The sequence below is a fragment of the Euzebyales bacterium genome, assembly GCA_036374135.1.
GTDB lineage: Bacteria > Actinomycetota > Nitriliruptoria > Euzebyales > JAHELV01 > JAHELV01.
The window spans coordinates 13,548-32,050 of record DASUUK010000048.1; the positions used below are offsets into that span (position 1 = coordinate 13,548).

An 18,503-nucleotide genomic window follows, 5' to 3' on the forward strand; every position below is an offset into this window, starting at 1 on the left:
GCACCGAGCTCCGCGCCGTCACGTGCAGGCGCGGAGCACCACGTCGGACATCACCGCGACCGCCCGCTCGAACCCGTCGACGGGCACCCGCTCGTCGTCGCCGTGCACCGTCGCGAGCAGTTCGGGCGTCAACACGAGCGGTGTCCAGCCGTACCCGGTCGCTCCGCGCGCGCGGAAGAATCGCACGTCGGTGATCCCAGGCGTCAGGGACACGGTCGGGATGGCGCCCGGGGCGATCTCCCGGCTGGCCTGCTCGAGGACAGGGAACAGCGGGCCCTTGCCGCTGACCGGACCGTGGCCCTTCTGCACGACGTCGGCGATGCGTCCGCCGCGGCGCCGCGCCCTTCTGTCGAGCGACGACACGAAGCGGTCGACGTCGGTGTCCGGCAGCAGCCGACAGTCGAACGAGGCGCGGGCCTCACCGGGCACGACGTTCGACTTGTACCCGGCCGCCATGACCGTCGGGGTGATCGAGTCCGACAGCAGCAGGCCGAGCACGCCAGCCTTGCGCATCCGCGACGCGACGGCGCGGACCACCGCGGGGTTGACCGGCGACGCGAGTGCCCGCAGGATGCCGGCCATCGGACCGGAAGCCGCCTTCGCGAGCGTGGAGAACTGCTCGCGCATGACGGGGTGCACGCGTGGCGTGCGGAAGCCGGCGATGTCGGTGACGATCGCGGCCAGGTTGACGGCCGCCTGGTCCTGGGGCGGGAGGGCACCGTGCCCCGAGTCACCCGACGCGATGACCTCGAACCACACGGCGGTCTTCTCGCCAAGGGCGATGGGCACCACTGGCGCGCCGAGCATGCCGCTGACCCCGTAGGCCCCTTCGCCGAGCACCTCGGGTGGTGGCCGCCCGTCGCCGAACCCGAGCAGGTCGGCGTGTTCGTCGAGCAACCACCGTGCACCCTCGTCGCCCCCTGCCTCCTCGTCCGCGGCCACGGCGACGATCAGCTCGCGGGTCGGGGTCCGGGTCGATTGCGCGAGCGCGGCGGCCGCCGCCGCGTGCATCACGGTGATGCCCTTCATGTCGAGGGCGCCACGGCCCCAGATGACGCCGTCGACGTCCTCGGCGCCGAAGGGGTCACGCTGCCAGTGGCCTTCCTCGACCGGCACCACGTCGCTGTGGGACAGCAGCACCAGTGCCGGGCGGTCCCGCGGCCCGTCGATGCGGGCGACGAGGTTTGCGCGCCCCCCGGGAGAGACGAGCGTACGGGTCTCGAGCCCCGCGCCGGCGAGGTGGGCGCCCACCTCCTTGGCGACCCCCGCCTCGTCGCCGGGTGGGTTGACCGTGCGCATGCGCACCAGCTGCTGCAACATCTCGACCGCCGTCATGCGCGCAGCCTACCGACGGGTCGGAGCAGAAGGCCAGGGCAATCCCGCGGCCCGCGCGCGATTCCCCGCTCACCGGCCGGCACCTGCGGGCCTCTGGATCGGTCGTACGGCCGCCTCTAGTGTGACCGTGTGATCCTGACCCCCGACCAGCGGCTGCGCGTCTTCATCTCCTCGACGCTGGACCTGACCAAGGAGCGGGCGGCGGCCAGGCGTTCGGTCGAGACGCTCAACCTGACGCCGGTGATGTTCGAGGCCGGCGCACGCCCGCACCCGCCCCGCGCGCTCTACAGCGCCTACGTCGGACAGAGCGACGTCTTCGTCGCCATCTACGCGCGTCGCTACGGGTGGACCGCACCGGGCATGGAGGTCTCGGGCCTCGAGGACGAGTTCCTCCTCTCCACCGGCATGCCGCGCCTCGTCTACATCCAGGCGAACGTCGACCGGGAGCCGCAGCTGCAGGGCTTCCTCGCGCGGGTGCGTGACGCCGGCCTGTCGTACAAGCCGTTCGCCACCGCCGCCGACCTGGGGGAGCTGCTCAAGAACGACCTGATCGTGCTGCTGACCGAACGGTTCCACGCACCCGCCGGCGACAGCGGAGCCGCCCGGCGACCCCGACCCGCACCGCTGCCGCGGCCGGCCACCCCGTTGTTCGGGCGCGCCGCCGACGTCGCCGAGATCGTCGCCCAGCTGCGGCGCGGTGACGTCCGGCTGCTCACCCTCGTCGGCGCCGGTGGGATCGGCAAGACACGCCTGGCGATCGAGACCGCGCGCCTGCTCACACCAGAATTCACCGACGGCACGTACTACGTCTCGCTGGCGGCGTTGCGCGAGCCGGACCTCTTGGCGGACACGATCGCCTCGGCCCTGGACGTCGCGGCGACCGACGCGTCGCCTGCCGTCGCCTCCGTCGCCGATGCCATCGGCGACGGGCGCACGCTGCTCGTCCTGGACAACTTCGAGCAGGTTGTGGCGGCGGCGCCGGTCGTGGCGGAGCTGATCGAGGGCTGCGCGCGGCTGACGGTCATCGCCACCAGCCGCACGGCCCTCCGTCTGCGCGGCGAGCGGGAGTACCCCGTGACGCCGCTGACGGTGCCGACCGAGGGCGCCTCGACAGCACGCGTGCGCGAGTCCGCGGCCGTCCAGCTGTTCGTCCACGCGGTCGAAGCCGTGCGGCCTGACTTCGATCCCGACGAACGCGCGATGGCCGCGATCGTCGCCATCTGCCGTGAGCTCGACGGCCTTCCGCTGGCGCTCGAGCTGACCGCGGCCACCGTCAGGATCCTGACGCCCGAGATGCTGCTCGGCCGCCTCCAGGACCGGTTCCCCGACCTGGGTGACGCCCGGCGCGACATGCCTGCGCGCCACCAGAGCCTGCGTGCCACGATCGCCTGGAGCTACGACCTGCTGGACGGACCCACCAGGGACGCCTTCGCGCAGCTCAGCGCGTTCCGGGGTGGGTTCACCTTGGCGTCGGCGGAGCGGGTGTGCGACGTCGAGGGCGACGTGATGTCGGCGGTCGCGTCGCTCGCGGGGCAGAGCCTCGTGCGCACCGACGTACAGGCGGAGCACGGTGTCCGCTTCTCCATGCTCGGCGCCATCCGGCAGTTCGCTCGGGAGCTGCTGGACCGCAGCGCCGGACGGGACGCCGTGCTCGCGCGCCACGCTCGCACATTCCTGGAGCTGGCCGCCGGCGTCGGACGGCCCGGGGGGCGGCGCCCTGCGACGCTCGACGCCGTGGAGATCGAGCTCGACAACGTCCGGCAGGCATTCAGCTGGTCGCTCGCGAAGGATGATCCGGATCCGGTGGCCGACGTCCTCTGGGAGTCGTGGTGGTTCTGGTGGATGCGCGGGTACCTCACGGAGGGCAGGCTGTGGGCCGACCGCTGCCTCCAGGCGCCGCAGCTCGGACGCGAGCCGCGCGCACGCGTCCTCGCGGCGCGAGCCATGTTCGCCATCTGGTCCGGTGATTACGCGTTCGCGGCACCGGCACTGCTGGAGGCCGCCGAGGTCGCGCGTGAGACCGGCGACGACCGCAGCCTCGGGTACGCGGACGTCGCGGTCGGCCTCGTCCGCGGCATGACGGGCGCGATGGACGACGGCATGGCGATCATGCGGCGCGGCGTCGCCACGTTCGAGCGGATCGGCGACGCCGTCGGCGCGACGACCGGGTTCGTCGCGATGAGCTGGGTGCAGGGCATCACGCGTCAGTTCGACGATACCGACGAGATGCTCCGGGACGCCATGAGGCGGGCCCGGGCGATCGACTCGGTCGTCGACCTGGGGATCGTCGAGGGCGCACTCGCGCAGTTCCGCATGAGCCGCGGCGAGAACGAGGGCGTGCACGATCTGATCGGGGCATCCCTCGAGCACCTGGCAGAGGTGCGCCACATCGCGTCGACCATCCTGACGCTGGAGGTCATCGCCGAACTCGGCGTCCGTGCCCATGCACCCCGCAGCGCCGTGGCGATCCTCGGAGCGACCACGGCGATCCGGTCGTCGATGGGCACGCGTGTCCCACCGCAGGCGGCGACGCGGCTGGCCGAGCTGCAGGCGACCGGCCGCCGACGGCTGGGCGACGACTTCGACGGCGCGCTTGCGCTTGGCGCCGCGATGGACTTCGCGGGAGCGGTCGCACTGGGACGCGCGGCACTCAGTGAGCTCCGCCAAGCCGAGGCGGAGCGTGTCCCCGACGGCGCATGACCACCCACCGCGCTGAGCAGATCGAGGTCGGGCACGTGCGCGGCTGAGGGGACCCCAACCTCACGGGTTCGCGGGCGCCGCACCCAGCGCGCGGGCCAGAGAATCCGACCGCGCGGCGTCGATGTCATCGGCCACGAAGCGCGATGCCGACGCCACGAGCAGTCCCGCGACGATGGACACAGGCACCAGGACCAGCATGCTCGCCTGGATCCCGAGGGCGTCCGACACGGCGCCGATCATCGGCAGGAAGACCGCGAGCCCAGGGATGGCGAACAGCGACATGGTGGAGAACGCCACGGACCGCACCCGCGGCGGCGCGACCAGCGAGACCAGAGCAAGGAACGCCGGCACCAGGGTGCCGATGCTCGCAGCCAGCAGGGCGTGGGCGGCGACGGCCAGGGCCACGTGCGGGGCATACGCGAGGATCACGAGGAGCAACCCGTCGGCGATGCCCACCACGGCGACGAATGCCAGCAGGAACCCTGGCCGGTTCCGTGAGATCCGGGCGACGACGGGCATGGCCGCGAAGATCCCGACGATCTGCAGTGGCTCCACGCCCGCGGCGACGAAGCCGCGGTGCGCCGCAGTGAGACCGAAGACGTCCTCGTAGACCAGCGACAGCAGGTTCGGCACGCCGAACAGCGCGATGCCGAGGAACGGCGCCGCGGCCCAGATCCGCCGCACCGTCCGCACCCGCCACAGCACGCGCATCGTCGACCACACGCCCTCGGCGGCTTCCTCCAGCTGCGCGGTGACCTCGTCGGCCCCCGCAGCCCGCCGCTCGTGCACGCCGCGGACCGGCTCACGCAGCCGCAGGGCGAGGACGACGAGGATGACCGTGGGCAGCGCGAACACCAGGAACGGCGCACGCCACCCGAGCGCGGACGCGAGCAGGCCCGCCAGCACGGGACCGGCGACCTGACCGGCGGAGCTCGCGAGCCGGTGTGCGGCGAAGACCTTGACCCGCGCAGCCGGTTCGTAGTAGTCGGACAGCAACGACGAGTGGGTCGGGGTCACGACCGCCTTGCCGCCGCCGGCGCCGATGCGGGTCGCGACGAGCATCGCCACCGACGCGGCGAGGCCCGTCCCGAGGGAGAACAGGGCCCACAGGGCCGCGCCCGCCGTGGCGATCCGGACCCGGTTCGCCCGGTCGGCGACGAACGACAGCGGCAGCTCGATCAGCACGATCGCGATCGTGGTGGCGCCCACAAGCCCCAGCACGGCGGCGTCACTCAGCGCGAAGTGCGTCCGGATGTCGGGAAGGAGCACCGCGAAGGCGGCGCGGTCGAGTTCGTCGACCGCGTTCAGCCCGAACAGCACGGCGAGTGGGAACGCCGGTGCGCCGAGCGTGACGGCCGACGGCCGCCACTCGTCGAGCATGCGACGGACGCGGCGTCTCCTGGCCCGACCGTCCTCCTGCGGGGTGTCGGCGGTCTTCTCGGTCGCCTCGTTGTCCGCTGTGGTGCGCATCGTGGCCTCCCCGGGTCGGTGCGCACACCGTCGACGCGACCGCTGTCCGGGCGCTGTGCCGGCGGTGTCCGCCAGGACCGTGGGACGCGCGGGACGCCCTCGCGACCCGTCCCACGGCACCGGGCGCCGACGACCTCGCGCGGGTTCTTCGCGCAACGGCTTGTCGCCGGACGGCATGGCGGCGCAGACTGGCAGGAGGCGTTGTCCGGACGTGGAGGCCACGGTGGAGATCCGCGTGCTGGGGTCCTTCGAGGTCCTGGTCGATGGGACGCCGCGGGGCATCCCCGGAGCCGGGGAGCGGGTGTTGCTCGCGCTGCTCGCGTGCGCCGGCGACCGGACGGTCGGCAAGGACCGGTTGATCGACGAGCTGTGGGGTGAGCAGCTGCCCGCGAATCCTCGCAACGCGCTGCACCTGCGCGTCTCGAAGCTGCGCCGCGTGATCGGCGACGCGCTGGTGTCCGATCCGCCGGGGTACCGCCTCGACGTCGGCGAGGGTGAGGTGGACGCCAGGCGCTTCGAGCAGCTGGTCGCGGCGCGGCGGCATGCGGCGGCGCTGGCGCTGTGGCGGGGTCCGCCCCTGGAGGAGTTCGCCGACCACGTGTGGGCGCGGGCGGAGGCGGCGCGGCTGACCGGATTGCGCGCGACGGCGGTCGAGGACTGGATCGACGAGCGGCTCGCCGCGGGCGAGAACGCCAGCGTGGTCGCCGAGCTGGAGCGGTTGGTCGCGGCGGATCCCCTGCGCGAGCGGTTGCGCGGCCAGCTGATGACGGCGCTGTACCGCTGCGGGCGCACGGCCGACGCGTTGGCCGTGTACCGGGACGTGTACCAGCTGCTCGACGAGGAGCTCGGTGTGACGCCATCGGTGCCGTTGCGTCGACTGCAGGAGGCGATCCTGCGACAGGACGCCGCGCTGGACGCGGTGGCGGCAGTGCCCGCGGCGCAGGGGAACCTGCCGACCCCGCTCAGCTCGGTCGTCGGCCGCGAGCTGGAGGTGTCCCGCCTGCTCGAGCTGTCATCCGGCCGTCGGCTGGTCACCGTCACCGGACCCGGCGGCATCGGCAAGACCACGGTCGCGCTGGCTGCCGCACGTCGAGCAGTCGATGACCATGCGCACGGCGTATGGCTCGTGCGGCTGTCCAGCGTGCGCGACGGAGCGGGGATCCCCACCGCGATCGCCGATGCGCTCGACCTGCCCACCGCCGAAGCCACCTCGGTCCGGCAGCTGGTGATCTCGTGGCTGGCTCCACGCCGCGCGCTGCTGGTGCTGGACAACTGCGAGCACCTCATCGATGCCTGTGCCGAGTACGTCGAGGCGCTGCTCGTGTCGGCCGGTGACGCGTTGCGGGTCGTCGCGACCAGCCGGGAGGCGCTGGGTGTCCACGGTGAGGTGCAGATGCCCGTCGCGCCGCTGCCACCGGACGACGCGGTCATGCTGTTCGCCGACCGGGCGGCCGCCGTCCGGCCCGGGTTCGACGCGACGGCGGCCGAACCCGCCGTGCGCCACATCTGCGAGCGGCTCGACGGTATGCCGCTGGCGATCGAGCTGGCGGCCGGACAGGTGGCGATGCTCAGCCCGGACGAGATCGCCGCGCGCCTCGACGACCGATTCCGCCTGCTGACCGGTGGACCGCGGACCGCCGAGGCGCGTCATCGGACGCTGCGCGCCGCGGTGGCGTGGAGCCACGAGCTGCTGACCCCCGCGGAGCAGACGCTGTTCCGGCAGCTGGCGGTGTTTGCAGGCGGATGGACCCTGGAGGCGGCCGAGGCCGTCTGCACGGTCGACGGGGACGACGTGCTGGACCTGCTTGGTCGGCTGGTGCGGCAGTCGCTCGTGGTCGCAGAGGGGTCGCGGTTTCGGATGCTCGAGACCATTCGGGTCTACGCGGCGCAGCTGCTGGAGGAGGACGGCGGCGCCGCGACCGTGCGGGAGCGGCATGCCCGGTTCTTCACCGACCTGGCGGAGGCGATCGAGCCGGCGCTGCGCGGCGGCGAGCAGTCCCGCTCGCTCGCGTCCCTGCACGCCGAGGATGCGAACCTGCGGCTGGCGCTGGGGTGGGCCCGTGAGCATGCCCTGTCGGCGCCGGATGTCGGTCTGCGGCTGGCCGGCGCGCTCGGCTGGTACTGGTACGTCGGCCGCCAGGTCGACGGACGGGTGCAGCTGCGCGCGACCCTCGACGCCGTCGGTGCCGGCTCCCCCGCGGCTCGGGCACGCGCGTTGCAGGCGTTGTCGCTGGCGCTGCGGCCGGCGGGCTGCATCGTGCATCCCAGTGCGCACGCGGCAGCCGCCGCGGAAGAGAGCCGTGCGCTGTTCACGACCGTCGGGGACACGGCGCGCGCCGCGCTGTCGCAGCTTCTGACGGCGGTCGAGGCGGTCGCCGGGGCGGACGTCGAGCGTCACCTCGCCGCGGTGGCGGACGCCCGACGCGCCCTGCAGGCGTGTGGTGACCCGTGGGGTGTGGCGCTGGCGGACTTCGTCGAGACCGAGATCGTGCTGTACCACGGATCGACGGCGCAGGCGCTGGCGCTCGGCCGGAGGGCGGCCAAGGCGTTCGACGCCCTCGCCGACACCTGGGGGCGCTCGGCGGTGCGCCTGCACCTCGGCGTCGGTCTGCGCCTGGCGGGACGCTGTGACGAGGCCGACGTCATGCTGCACGAGGCGGTGCGGCTCACACGGGATCGCGGGCTGCCCAACAACCTGGCACGGTCACTGATCGAGCTCGGCGAGACCGCGCTGCACCGCGGCAACCCGACCGAAGCCGACCGCTGGCTGGGGCACGGTGAGCGGATCGCCCGCGACCTGGCCGACGAGTCGATGCTGGCCCTCGTCGCGCTGGCTCGTGGCACCGCTGCACGGTTGCGCGACGACCCCGAGGTGGCGCGGCTGCCGTACGCCGACGCACTCGACCGCTGTGAACGCAACCACGTGCCGCGCGGCGTCGCCCGCGCGTTGGCGGGCATCGCGGCCGCGGCACTGGACGAGGGACGGGCCGACGACGCCGTCGCGACGCACCTCGGCCGCGCTGGCGACATCGCCGAGCAGATCGGCGACGCGCTGCTCCGTGCCACCGTCCTCGAACAGCTCGCGCGGCTGGCGGCGCTGCGCGGCGACGACGACGCGCGCGCACGGTGCCTCGCGGACGCGGCCGACCTGCGCGCGCGGCACAGCCGCCCGCGCGCAGCGGTCGACGAGCGCGACACGCAGCGGATGGTCACCACCACGAGCTGACCTCGTACCCAGCCTGCTCGATCGCCTCTCGAACCGCCTGGACGGGGACCTCGCCGCGCACGACAACGCGCGCGGTCGCCGCATCGATCTCCACGGTCACGACGTCGAGATCCTGGATCGCGCGACTGACGACACGCACGTCGTCGCGGCACCGGAGCCCGGGAACGACCAACTCCAGCACGTCGACCGCCATCGATCCTCCTGATCACCGTCACACGTCGATCGTGTCGAAGGACGGTGTGCGCGCGGTGTCGCGACCGATCGTCCTCGGACCCTCATGCGGACACGGCGCAGACACCAGCGTGCGCATCAACTGGCCGCGCCCACCGAGGAGGACGCGATGCCGGCCATTGCATGGGACGGTCGACGACGAAGTGACGGACCATCGTCGCGGCGTGCCACCGCGACCACGGGACCCGTCCGCTCGATCTCGATGCCGGCTGCGCCGGCCAGCGCCATCGTCACGACCGTCCTGCTCGCGTCATCCCACGTCGCCGTCGACGGTGTGCTCGGTGGCGTCACTGCGTTGGGACCCTTGCTGCAGCGCCTGGCCGTCGGCGAACGCGGACTGGCCGTCCTCGTCGCTGCACCGTGGGCGGCCGGCTCGCTGACGCAGCCCGCGTTCGGCGTCGTCGCTGACCGCATTGGTGCGGTGCGGGTCGCCGCGCTCGGCGCCGCCGCCACCGGCATGTTCGTCGGCGGTCTGGTCCTCGTCAGGTCGTCGTGGACCGCCCTGGTGTCGGCCGTGGCGTGGGTCGGGGTCGCCGGGCTGGCAGCGGCCGTCGGTACAGCGGGCGCGCTGGGCAACGCCGCGCTGCCGCTGGTGATCCTCGCCGCACAGCGCCTCGCCCCGTACGCGATCGCGACAGCGTCCGGACTCATCGGCGACGCGGTCGAGTGGCGGCGCTCGGCTACGTCGCGGTCGGCGCCCTCCAGGAAGCGATCGGCATCGCACCCGCGATCCGCGTGGCGTACCTGGCGGTGGTGCCCGCCGCTGTGCTGACGATCGGCGTCGCCCGTCGAGACGGGGCGCTCACTGGGCCAGCGTCGTCCACGCCACTGGTCCGCCCGTGCGCTCCGTGCCGGTGCGTGACCTTGCCCCCGGTCGCTGGTGAGACACCCATGAGCAGGCGCCGGCACCGCGCGCGGCCACCTCCGTCGCATCTCGGCGCGAGTGCAGCACCAACAGCAGCCGGACACCGATCGGACACCGCCAACGCCCACCGTCGGCAGCAGACCTACGGGAGGCAGTGATGAGGCCCACCAACGCACCAACGAACGACATCGCGACGCACACCCGAGCGCCGGACCGCCACGACGCCCACCGGGACAAGATGGCGACCCACGACGCCGTCACGACCGCGTCGGCCGCAACGCACCGAATGCCGCCCGGTCCTCACGCCGGCGCGCACGGCGGCCATGCAGGTCACCGCGACACCACGCACGGTGGTGGGCACGACGACCACGCCGCGACGTTCAGGGACCGGTTCTGGTGGTCGCTGCTGCTCGCCCTGCCCGTCGTCGCGTCCAGCCACCAGCTGCAGGAATCGTTCGGCTACTCGCTGCCGGAGTTCGCCGGCTCCGCGCTCGTCGCGCCGGTCCTCGGGACCATCGTGTTCGGGTACGGCGGGTGGCCGTTCCTCGTGGGGGGCGTCGCCGAGGCGCGTGACCGCCGACCAGGGATGATGCTGCTGATCGCCATGGCGATCACCGTGGCGTTCCTGTCCAGCGCCGCCGCCACGCTCGGGTTGTTCGACGTGGGGGTCTGGTGGGAGCTGTCACTGCTGATCGTGATCATGCTCCTGGGACACTGGCTCGAGATGCGCGCGGTCGGCCAGGCCCAGGACGCGCTCGCGGCGCTGGCCGATCTGCTGTCCGACGAGGCCGAACGCCAGGACGACGACGGGACCGTGCGGACGGTGCCACTGGCCGCGCTGGCCGTCGGTGACGTGGTGCTGGTCCGCACCGGCGGCCGCGCACCGGTCGACGGCACAGTCGTCGCGGGTGCGGCGGCGCTGGACGAGTCGATGCTCACCGGCGAGTCCACCCCCGTCGCCCGCGGCGTCGGCGACCGGGTGGGCGCGGCCAGCATCGCCACGGACGGCGCACTGCGGATCCGCATCGACGCCGTCGGCGACGACACCGCGCTGGCGGGCATCCGACGGTTGGTCGCGCAGGCGCAGCAGTCACGGTCACGCACCCAGGTACTGGCCGACCGCGCCGCCGCGCTGCTGTTCCACGTCGCGGTCGTCAGCGCGGTGGTCACGATCGTCGCCTGGGGGCTGCTCGGCCAGCCCGACGCCGCCGTGACCCGCGCTATGACGGTGCTCATCATCGCCTGCCCTCACGCGCTCGGTCTGGCGATCCCGCTCGTCACGTCGATCTCGACCGCGAAGTCGGCGCGCAACGGCATCCTGATCACCGACCGGCTCGCGTTGGAGCGCATGCGCACGGTCGACGCGGTGCTGTTCGACAAGACCGGCACGCTTACGCGGGGGCGACACGTGCTGTCCAGCGCCGCGGCGGTTGACGGCGTCACCGACCGTGTGCTGGCACTGGCCGCCGCAGCCGAGGCCGACAGCGAACACCCGCTGGCGCGGGCGATCGTCGCCGCCACCACCGACCGCGGCATCACCGTGCCGGCGGCCTCGGGGTTCACCTCGATGACGGGCCGCGGCGTGCGGGCGACGGTGGACGACACGACCGTCGCCGTCGGTGGACCTGCGTTGCTGAGCCAACAGGGACTCGCGCCACCGGCCGCCCTGGCCGCGCAGATCACGCGGTGGCAGGCACGTGGTGCCGCGGTGCTGTACGTCATCGCCGACGGCGCCATCGCCGGTGCCCTGGCGCTGGAGGACGAGGTCCGCCCGGAGAGCCGCGACGCGGTCACCGCGCTGCGCACAACAGGCGTGACGGTCGCGATGCTCACCGGTGACGCGCAGCAGGTGGCCGACGCGGCCGCCGCGGACCTGGGCATCGACGAGGTCCTCGCCGAGGTGCTCCCCGAGGACAAGGACGCCGCGGTCACCGCCCTGCAGGACCGCGGCCACACCGTCGCAATGGTCGGCGACGGCGTCAACGACGCACCAGCGCTGGCGCGTGCCGACGTCGGCATCGCCATCGGCGCCGGCACCGACGTGGCGATCGGTGCTGCCGGCATCGTGCTCGCCTCCGACGACCCCCGCGGCGTCCTCGCCGTCCGCCGGCTCCCACGCGCCAGCTACCGCAAGATGATCCAGAACCTGTGGTGGGCCGCCGGTTACAACCTCGCCGCCATCCCACTCGCCGCCGGCGCGCTCGCCTTCACCGGCGTCGTGCTTCCCATGGCGGCCGGCGCCGTCCTCATGACCCTGTCGACCGTCATCGTCGCACTCAACGCCCAACTGCTGCGCCGCGTCGACCTCCACCCCGCCTGACCCCACGGTGCCCGTACTCGAGAACGGCACGACCATCCGCGTCGGCTTCGTGTTCCAGAGCCTCAAGCTCGTGGCGTCGCTGTCGGCGCGCGACAACATCGTCCCGCCCGTGCGGCTGGACGGCCGCCACCCGGACCCGGCAGCCGACGAGCCCACCGGCAACCTCGACGCCCCGCCAGCGGCGAGGTGCTGGCGTTCCTGCGCGCCGGCGCATGCGGGCCAGACCTTCGTCGTGCCCGGCTGGCACGTCGCCATCGCCGTCCTGGCGACCGGACTGCTCGGCGTGCTCGCGTCGGTCATCCCGTCCGTCCGTGCGGCGCGGGTCGACGTCCTGCGCGCCATCCACACCCCATGACCCGCCGACCCGCCGATATGCGGCCGCCGCCCCCCGGGGGCGCGGTGGTCACCGTCGTACCGCCGCGGCCCACACGCTGGCAGAGCCGCCGCGCGGTGTCGCTGCACCTGGGCATGTGGTTCTCACCCGGCGAGTGGCTCGCCGCATCGTTGTTCTTCGCCGCGTCGCTCACGCCGTCGCTGTATCCACGCCCCTGGCTGACCCAGGGCGTGCTGTCGGGGGCGGCCGTCGCGATCGGACTGGGCACCGGCCGCGCCAACCGACGCCTGGTCAGCCTGCTCCCGACGCGGCCACCGGCCGCACCCCCAGCCGCGCGGGCAGCGGTGCTGCTGCTCGCTGGCGCCACCGCGTCGTGGGCGCTGCTGGCCAACTACCACTGGCAGGTCGACGTGCGCCGGTTGATGACCATCGACGGCGACGCGGCACCCTATCTGGCGTCGGCCGTCGCCGTCGCGGCGGCGATCGCCTACGCCGTGGTCCTCGTCGTGCGGCTGGCGCACCCCGGCCTGTCGTGCTACGCCGGCCTCGTCACGCGGATCGTTCCCCGTCGCGGCCGCGGCCTGGCGCACACGATCGTCGCGCTGGCGGTGACCGTGGCGGTCATCGACATCGGCATCGCGTCAGAACTCGTCCCTTCCGTCAACGACAGACTCGTCGCCGCAGACGCTGGCAGCGACCCCGACGTGCGCCCGCCCCGATCTGGCGGCCGGTCGGGATCGCGCGCCAGCCTGGTGGCGTGGGATTCGCTCGGCCGCATGGGGCGCCGGTTCGTGGCCACGGCGCCCACGGTCGGCCAACTGCGCGCATTCAGCGGGGCGCCGGCGCGCGCACCGATCCGCGCCTACGTCGGACTCGCATCGGCGCCGTCCGTCCAGGCCCGCGCCGACCTGGCCGTCGCCGAGCTCGAACGCACCGGCGCGTTCGACCGCGACGTCCTGCTGGTCATCACCGCCACGGGCACCGGCTCGGTCAACCGCCATGCCGTCGCGCCCCTGGAGTACATGTACCGCGGAGATACCGCCGCGGTCGCGGTCCAGTACTCCTACCTGCCCAGCTGGCTGGTGATGGGCGGCAACCAGGACCGCGCGCGCACCACCGCGTCCGCGCTCTTCGACGCCGTCACCCGGCGGTTGAGGCGGCGGCCGCTGTCGGCCCGTCCGCTCCTGCTGCTGTACGGCGAAAGCCTCGGCTCGTTCGGTTCCGAGCAGGTCTTCGCCGACCTGGCCGACATCCGCGCGCACGTCGACGGCGCACTGTGGGTCGGACCCACCCGCGCGAACCCCCTGTGGCGGCAGTTCACCGCCGCCCGTGACGCGGGCTCCCCCCAGTGGCGCCCGGTGTACCAGGACGGCCGGACCGTCCGGTTCGCCACCAACGGTGAGGACCTGAACCAGTCGGGCCGGTGGAGCACACCCCGCGTCGTCTACCTGCAGCACCCATCGGACCCCGTCACCTGGTGGACACCCGACCTAGCCTTCACCCGCCCCGCGTGGCTGCGTGACCCGCGGCCGCGCGGCATCTCTCCCCGGACGCCCTACCTACCGATCATCACATTCGTCCAGACGACCATCGACACCATCCTGGGCGGCAACGCTCCGACCGGCCACGGCCACATCTACGGCCCCGAGCACGTCGACGCCTGGGCACACATCGCAGCGCCCACCGACTGGACGCGTGCAGACACCACACGCTTGCGCGCACGGCTCGAGTCGCTCGCCGACTGAACGCATCCCCCACCGACAATCACCTGGGAGGCATCATGCAACCCGAGCCCAGACCGCAGCTGGATGTCGATCACCGCTCCGTGGTCCGCTACCTGATCAGCGTCTTACCCTCGGCATCCCGCTGCCGACAGCGCGCTGCACTGGCGCTGGCAGGCCTCGTCCAGCGTCATCTGACGCGGCGCGACGGGGCCCCTACCGCACTACGACGTCGCGCAGTACTACACTCGCTGCTCCGTCAGAACGCTGACGGCGGGCGCAGCCCGTCGGCTACCGGGTAGGAAGTGGGAGGCGTACGTGCGGCACAGGTCCACGTGCGGGGCGCTCGTCGTAGCGGTGGCCACGATCGCAGGCGCGTGCGCGACCGGTGCGGCGGACACTGAGCCGGTGGTGGCGGACGGCGAGGAGCAGCTCGTGGCCGAGGGCGAGCAGCTATACGAGGCGACCTGCGCACAGTGCCACGGCGCGGACCTGGGGGGCACGGACAACGGACCGCCGTTCCTCGATGACGTGTACACCCCGGACCACCATCCAGACGGCGCGTTCTACGCGGCGGCGCAGTTCGGCGTGCAGGCGCACCACTGGGCCTTCGGGGCCATGCCACCGCAGGATGTGGACGAGGAGGAGGTGGCGGCCATCGTCGCCTACGTCAGGTCGGTGCAGCGCGCCGAAGGCATCGCGCCATAGGCATGGCGCCCGACCTGCGCACGTGCACGGACGCCGCTCAGCCAGCGAGGCCGACCAGGGCAGACGTCAATCCCTGCGTCGATGCGCTCCACGCCCTGCTACCCTACCCCCCATGGGTACAGAGTCCGACGGCGGTCGTGGGGATGCGGGCGACCCGACGGTCAGCGAAGCCCCGACCTACCGGTACGGGCACCGCAAGGACGACTACCGCGCTCGGTTGCGCCGCATCGAAGGACAGGTCCGCGGCATCGCGCGGATGGTCGAGTCCGACAGCTACTGCATCGATGTGCTCACCCAGATCACCGCGGTCAAGCGGGCGCTCGAGAAGGTCGCCGTCGGCCTGCTCGACGACCATCTGCGCGGGTGCGTCACCGACGCCGCCCGCGACGAGGATCCCCGCCGAGCCGACGAGATCATCGCTGAGGCGACCTCGGCCGTCGAACGTCTCCTCCGATCCTGACGACGCACCACCCACGGAAGGCAGCCCATGACCACCGAAACGATCCTCGTGCCCGAGATCCACTGCGGTCACTGCCAGCGCTCGATCGAGGGCGCACTGCAGCCGCTCGATGGTGTGGCGCGCGCGAGCGTCGACATTGACGCGCGGCATGTCACCGTCGACTACGACGACGCGATCATCGAACGAGACGCCCTCGTCGCCGCCATCGAGGACCAGGGCTACGTCGTACCGCCGAAGGAAGCCTGACCTGACCCGTGCACGTGCCGACAGGAGCCCGCGTCGATGACCTCCGCCCCACCGAACAAGGCGACCGAGGCATCGCCCGCTGATGCCACCGAGCGGTCCTTCGAAGTGCATGGGATGACCTGCGGGTCGTGTGCCGCACGGGTGCAGCGCATCCTCGGGCGCCAGGAGGGCGTCGCCGACGCCGACGTGAACTTCGCGACCGGCATGGCGTTGGTGCGCCTCGACGACGGTGCCACATCCGACGAGGACCTCGCCGCCGCGGTGGACCGCATCGGCTACCGCCTGGCACCGGCCAGGGTCGACGAACCCCGCACATCGCGCGCGGACGAGGAGCGCGCCACACAGCGCATGTGGGCACGCCGCGCGGCCGTCGCGTGGCCGATCGCCGCGGTGTTCCTCGTCGGCATGGTCGCTGCGCCGTTGTCGGACCGCGCGATGGCGGTGATGGAGTCGACGGGCGGTCGGGTGGCCGCGTTCGTCCTGGCGATCCCGGTGCAGTTCTGGGCCGGCTGGCCGTTCCTCGCGGAGGCCGCCCGCCGGGCGCGGCGGCGCACGGCGAACATGGACACGCTGATCGCGCTGGGCACGCTGGCGGCCTTCGGGTTCTCAGTGGCGCAGCTGTTCCGGGGCGGTCCCCTCTACTTCGAGAGCGCCGTACTGATCATCGCCTTCCTGCTGCTCGGGCGCTGGTTGGAGGCGCGGGCCAAGGGGCGTGCGGGCGCCGCCATCGAGGCGCTGCTGCAGCTCGGCGCGACGCAGGCACGACTGGTCGCGTCGGACGGCACGGAGCACCTGGTGCCGATCGAGCGTGTGCGGGTCGGCGATGTCGTACGCGTTCGCCCAGGCGAGAAGGTGCCGGTCGACGGCGAGGTCGTCGAGGGCACGAGCGCGGTCGACGAGTCGATGCTGACGGGCGAGAGCGTACCGGTGGACAAGTCCCCCGGGACGGGCGTCAGCGGCGCGACCATCAACGCGAACGGGGTGCTGACGGTGCGCGCCACCGCCGTCGGCGCCGACAGCGCACTGGCCCGGATCGTGACGATGGTCGAACGCGCGCAGGCGGGCAAGGGCGCGGCCCAGCGCCTCGCCGACCGCGTCTCGGCCGTCTTCGTCCCCGCGGTGCTCGCGATCGCGCTGGCCACCTTCGGCGTGTGGTGGATCGCGCTCGGCGAGCCGGTCGGCGGACTGACCGCCGCCGTCAGCGTGCTCATCATTGCGTGCCCCTGCGCGTTGGGGCTGGCGACACCGACCGCGGTGATGGTGGGCACCGGACGCGGTGCGGACCTCGGCATCTTGATCAAGGGCGTCGAGGTGCTCGAGCGCACCCGCGAGATCGATGTCGTGGTGTTCGACAAGACCGGCACGCTGACGCGCGGCGAGATGGCCGTGACCGACGTCGTCGCAGGCGACGGCACCGACGACCACACGCTGCTGGGCCGCGCCGCGGCAGCGGAAGCAGACAGCGAGCACCCGATCGGCGCGGCGATCACCGCCGCCGCTCACGACCGCGCACTCGACGTTGCTCGTCCGGGGACGTTCACCGCCGTCGCCGGGCACGGCGTGCGCGCGGACATCGACGACGTGACCGTCTGGGTCGGCACCCGCAAGCTGGCTGCCGAGGCCGGGCTGGTGCTGCCCGAGACGCTCGATGACGCCGCCGAACGGTGCGAGCGCGACGGAAAGACCGCGGTCGTCGTGGGCTGGGACGGCGAGGTCCGCGGTGTGGTTGCCGTTGCCGATACCGTCAAGGACGACGCCGCGAGCGCGGTAGCGCGGCTGCACGCCATGGGCATCGAGACCGCGATGATCACCGGCGACAACCACCGCACAGCCGCCGCCATCGCCGCCCAGGTCGGCATCGACCGTGCGCTCGCCGAGGTGCTGCCCGATGGCAAGCAGGACGAGATCGCCCGCCTTCAGGCCGGTGGTCGGACGGTCGCGATGGTCGGTGACGGCGTCAACGACGCGCCCGCGCTGGTCGAGGCCGACCTGGGCATCGCGATAGGCACCGGCACGGACGTTGCGATCGAGTCGAGCGACCTGACGCTGATGCGCAGAGACCTGGACGGCGTGGCCACGGCCATCGAGCTGTCCCGCGCGACCGAGCGCACCATCCGCCAGAACCTGTGGTGGGCGTTCGGTTACAACACCCTCGCCGTCCCCATCGCGGCACTCGGCCTGCTGTCGCCGATCGTGGCGGGCGCCGCGATGGCTTTCTCGAGCGTCAGCGTGGTCACCAACTCACTGCGACTGCGGCGCTTCGGGCGGTGACCGGCGGTTCGCCGGCGTCCGCTGCACGACGGATTCGCAGGGTGTCATCGGTCCGCCCCGCGAGGCGTTGCCACCACTCGCTGTGACCGTGCGTGCATGCGTTGTCCGTATCGGGTCATGCCTCGCGGCTTGTAGACGTTGAGGGTGTGGATCACGAGCAGGACGATCAGCCCGATGCCGGGGTGTGCCAGATCCCTGCCGAGATCGGACGGGTCAGTGCCTGATGCGCGCGCCGTCGCCGCGGCTGCGCTGACATCGGGCATGTGCAGCACCAGCACCACGATGGCCACCGCCGCGACATCCCGGCCGCGGAGCTCGCCACCTTCTGCCTCCACGCACTCGACCTGCCATCGCAGGCCGCCGTCAAGCGTCTCGCGCGCCTCACGAACGGCGCTGTCCTGCCACGGGATTGACACGGTGCCCGGAACAGGTCAAGACAGGCCACCGCACACGCTCAAGATCACATCAATCCCGCGCGTTGGAGGTCCGCACGGCGGCCCCAGCAGGGTAGGCATCACGCGACAATGGTCGCCATGACGACACCAACGGCGACGGTGCTGATCGTCGACGACGAGCGGCCGCTGGTGCACCTGGTGCGCGCGTATCTGGAGCGCGA

Annotated in this window: 14 protein-coding genes; 10 read left to right on the forward strand and 4 right to left on the reverse strand. The window is 72.7% G+C overall.

Features of this window, described 5'->3' with window-relative positions; translation table 11 throughout:
• Positions 1–18 precede the first annotated feature (18 nt).
• Positions 19–1,335 carry a M20/M25/M40 family metallo-hydrolase gene (locus tag VFZ70_08455; protein ID HEX6255830.1) on the reverse strand — a complete coding sequence of 439 codons (1,317 nt, stop codon included), beginning with the start codon at positions 1,333–1,335 and terminating at the stop codon, positions 19–21.
• Positions 1,336–1,464: 129 nt separating this feature from the next.
• Here VFZ70_08455 and VFZ70_08460 point away from each other — a divergent pair, with 129 nt between their 5' ends.
• Positions 1,465–4,035: a DUF4062 domain-containing protein gene (locus VFZ70_08460; protein HEX6255831.1), complete on the forward strand. Its 2,571-nt coding sequence runs from the start codon at positions 1,465–1,467 to the stop codon at positions 4,033–4,035.
• A gap of 60 nt (positions 4,036–4,095) precedes the next feature.
• On the opposite strand, the gene VFZ70_08465 is transcribed toward VFZ70_08460, so the two are convergent.
• On the reverse strand, positions 4,096–5,505 hold the full coding sequence (locus VFZ70_08465) for an MFS transporter (protein ID HEX6255832.1): 1,410 nt from the start codon (positions 5,503–5,505) through the stop codon (positions 4,096–4,098).
• Positions 5,506–5,716: 211 nt separating this feature from the next.
• Between VFZ70_08465 and VFZ70_08470 the strand changes: the two genes are divergently transcribed.
• Positions 5,717–8,731, forward strand: a complete 3,015-nt coding sequence (locus VFZ70_08470) for a BTAD domain-containing putative transcriptional regulator (protein HEX6255833.1) — start codon at positions 5,717–5,719, stop codon at positions 8,729–8,731.
• Here VFZ70_08470 and VFZ70_08475 read toward each other — a convergent pair.
• Positions 8,715–8,924 carry a heavy metal-associated domain-containing protein gene (locus VFZ70_08475; GenBank protein ID HEX6255834.1) on the reverse strand — a complete coding sequence of 70 codons (210 nt, stop codon included), beginning with the start codon at positions 8,922–8,924 and terminating at the stop codon, positions 8,715–8,717. The genes VFZ70_08470 and VFZ70_08475 overlap by 17 nt on opposite strands.
• Positions 8,925–9,071: 147 nt before the next feature.
• On the opposite strand from VFZ70_08475, the gene VFZ70_08480 reads away from it, so the two are divergent.
• The 8 genes from VFZ70_08480 to VFZ70_08515 all read left to right on the forward strand — a co-directional run bounded on the left by VFZ70_08480 (position 9,072) and on the right by VFZ70_08515 (position 17,887).
• Positions 9,072–9,734 (forward strand): hypothetical protein, encoded by a 663-nt coding sequence (locus VFZ70_08480; protein HEX6255835.1) that lies wholly within the window; start codon positions 9,072–9,074, stop codon positions 9,732–9,734.
• A gap of 250 nt (positions 9,735–9,984) precedes the next feature.
• Positions 9,985–12,147: a heavy metal translocating P-type ATPase gene (locus tag VFZ70_08485; GenBank protein ID HEX6255836.1), complete on the forward strand. Its 2,163-nt coding sequence runs from the start codon at positions 9,985–9,987 to the stop codon at positions 12,145–12,147.
• Positions 12,148–12,154: 7 nt separating this feature from the next.
• Positions 12,155–12,502 carry a hypothetical protein gene (locus tag VFZ70_08490; protein HEX6255837.1) on the forward strand — a complete coding sequence of 116 codons (348 nt, stop codon included), beginning with the start codon at positions 12,155–12,157 and terminating at the stop codon, positions 12,500–12,502.
• A gap of 95 nt (positions 12,503–12,597) precedes the next feature.
• A complete protein-coding gene (locus VFZ70_08495) occupies positions 12,598–14,226 on the forward strand; it encodes an alpha/beta-hydrolase family protein (protein HEX6255838.1) in 1,629 nt (542 codons plus the stop codon).
• Positions 14,227–14,559: 333 nt separating this feature from the next.
• Positions 14,560–14,910 (forward strand): cytochrome c, encoded by a 351-nt coding sequence (locus VFZ70_08500; GenBank protein HEX6255839.1) that lies wholly within the window; start codon positions 14,560–14,562, stop codon positions 14,908–14,910.
• A gap of 112 nt (positions 14,911–15,022) precedes the next feature.
• Positions 15,023–15,370 (forward strand): metal-sensitive transcriptional regulator, encoded by a 348-nt coding sequence (locus tag VFZ70_08505; protein ID HEX6255840.1) that lies wholly within the window; start codon positions 15,023–15,025, stop codon positions 15,368–15,370.
• 27 nt (positions 15,371–15,397) lie between these two features.
• On the forward strand, positions 15,398–15,616 hold the full coding sequence (locus tag VFZ70_08510; protein ID HEX6255841.1) for a cation transporter: 219 nt from the start codon (positions 15,398–15,400) through the stop codon (positions 15,614–15,616).
• A 36-nt stretch (positions 15,617–15,652) separates the two neighbouring features.
• Entirely contained in the window at positions 15,653–17,887 is a 2,235-nt protein-coding gene (locus tag VFZ70_08515; protein ID HEX6255842.1) for a heavy metal translocating P-type ATPase, read from the forward strand.
• 44 nt (positions 17,888–17,931) lie between these two features.
• On the opposite strand, the gene VFZ70_08520 is transcribed toward VFZ70_08515, so the two are convergent.
• On the reverse strand, positions 17,932–18,222 hold the full coding sequence (locus tag VFZ70_08520) for a hypothetical protein (GenBank protein ID HEX6255843.1): 291 nt from the start codon (positions 18,220–18,222) through the stop codon (positions 17,932–17,934).
• Positions 18,223–18,503 lie beyond the last annotated feature (281 nt).

Coding starts and splice junctions, on each gene's coding strand:
- VFZ70_08455 (HEX6255830.1), bottom strand. CDS start 1,335: ATGACGGCGGTCGAGATGTTGCAGCAGCTGGTGCGCATGCGCACGGTC.
- VFZ70_08485 (HEX6255836.1), top strand. CDS start 9,985: ATGAGGCCCACCAACGCACCAACGAACGACATCGCGACGCACACCCGA.
- VFZ70_08510 (HEX6255841.1), top strand. CDS start 15,398: ATGACCACCGAAACGATCCTCGTGCCCGAGATCCACTGCGGTCACTGC.
- VFZ70_08505 (HEX6255840.1), top strand. CDS start 15,023: ATGGGTACAGAGTCCGACGGCGGTCGTGGGGATGCGGGCGACCCGACG.
- VFZ70_08480 (HEX6255835.1), top strand. CDS start 9,072: ATGCCGGCCATTGCATGGGACGGTCGACGACGAAGTGACGGACCATCG.
- VFZ70_08475 (HEX6255834.1), bottom strand. CDS start 8,924: ATGGCGGTCGACGTGCTGGAGTTGGTCGTTCCCGGGCTCCGGTGCCGC.
- VFZ70_08465 (HEX6255832.1), bottom strand. CDS start 5,505: ATGCGCACCACAGCGGACAACGAGGCGACCGAGAAGACCGCCGACACC.
- VFZ70_08515 (HEX6255842.1), top strand. CDS start 15,653: ATGACCTCCGCCCCACCGAACAAGGCGACCGAGGCATCGCCCGCTGAT.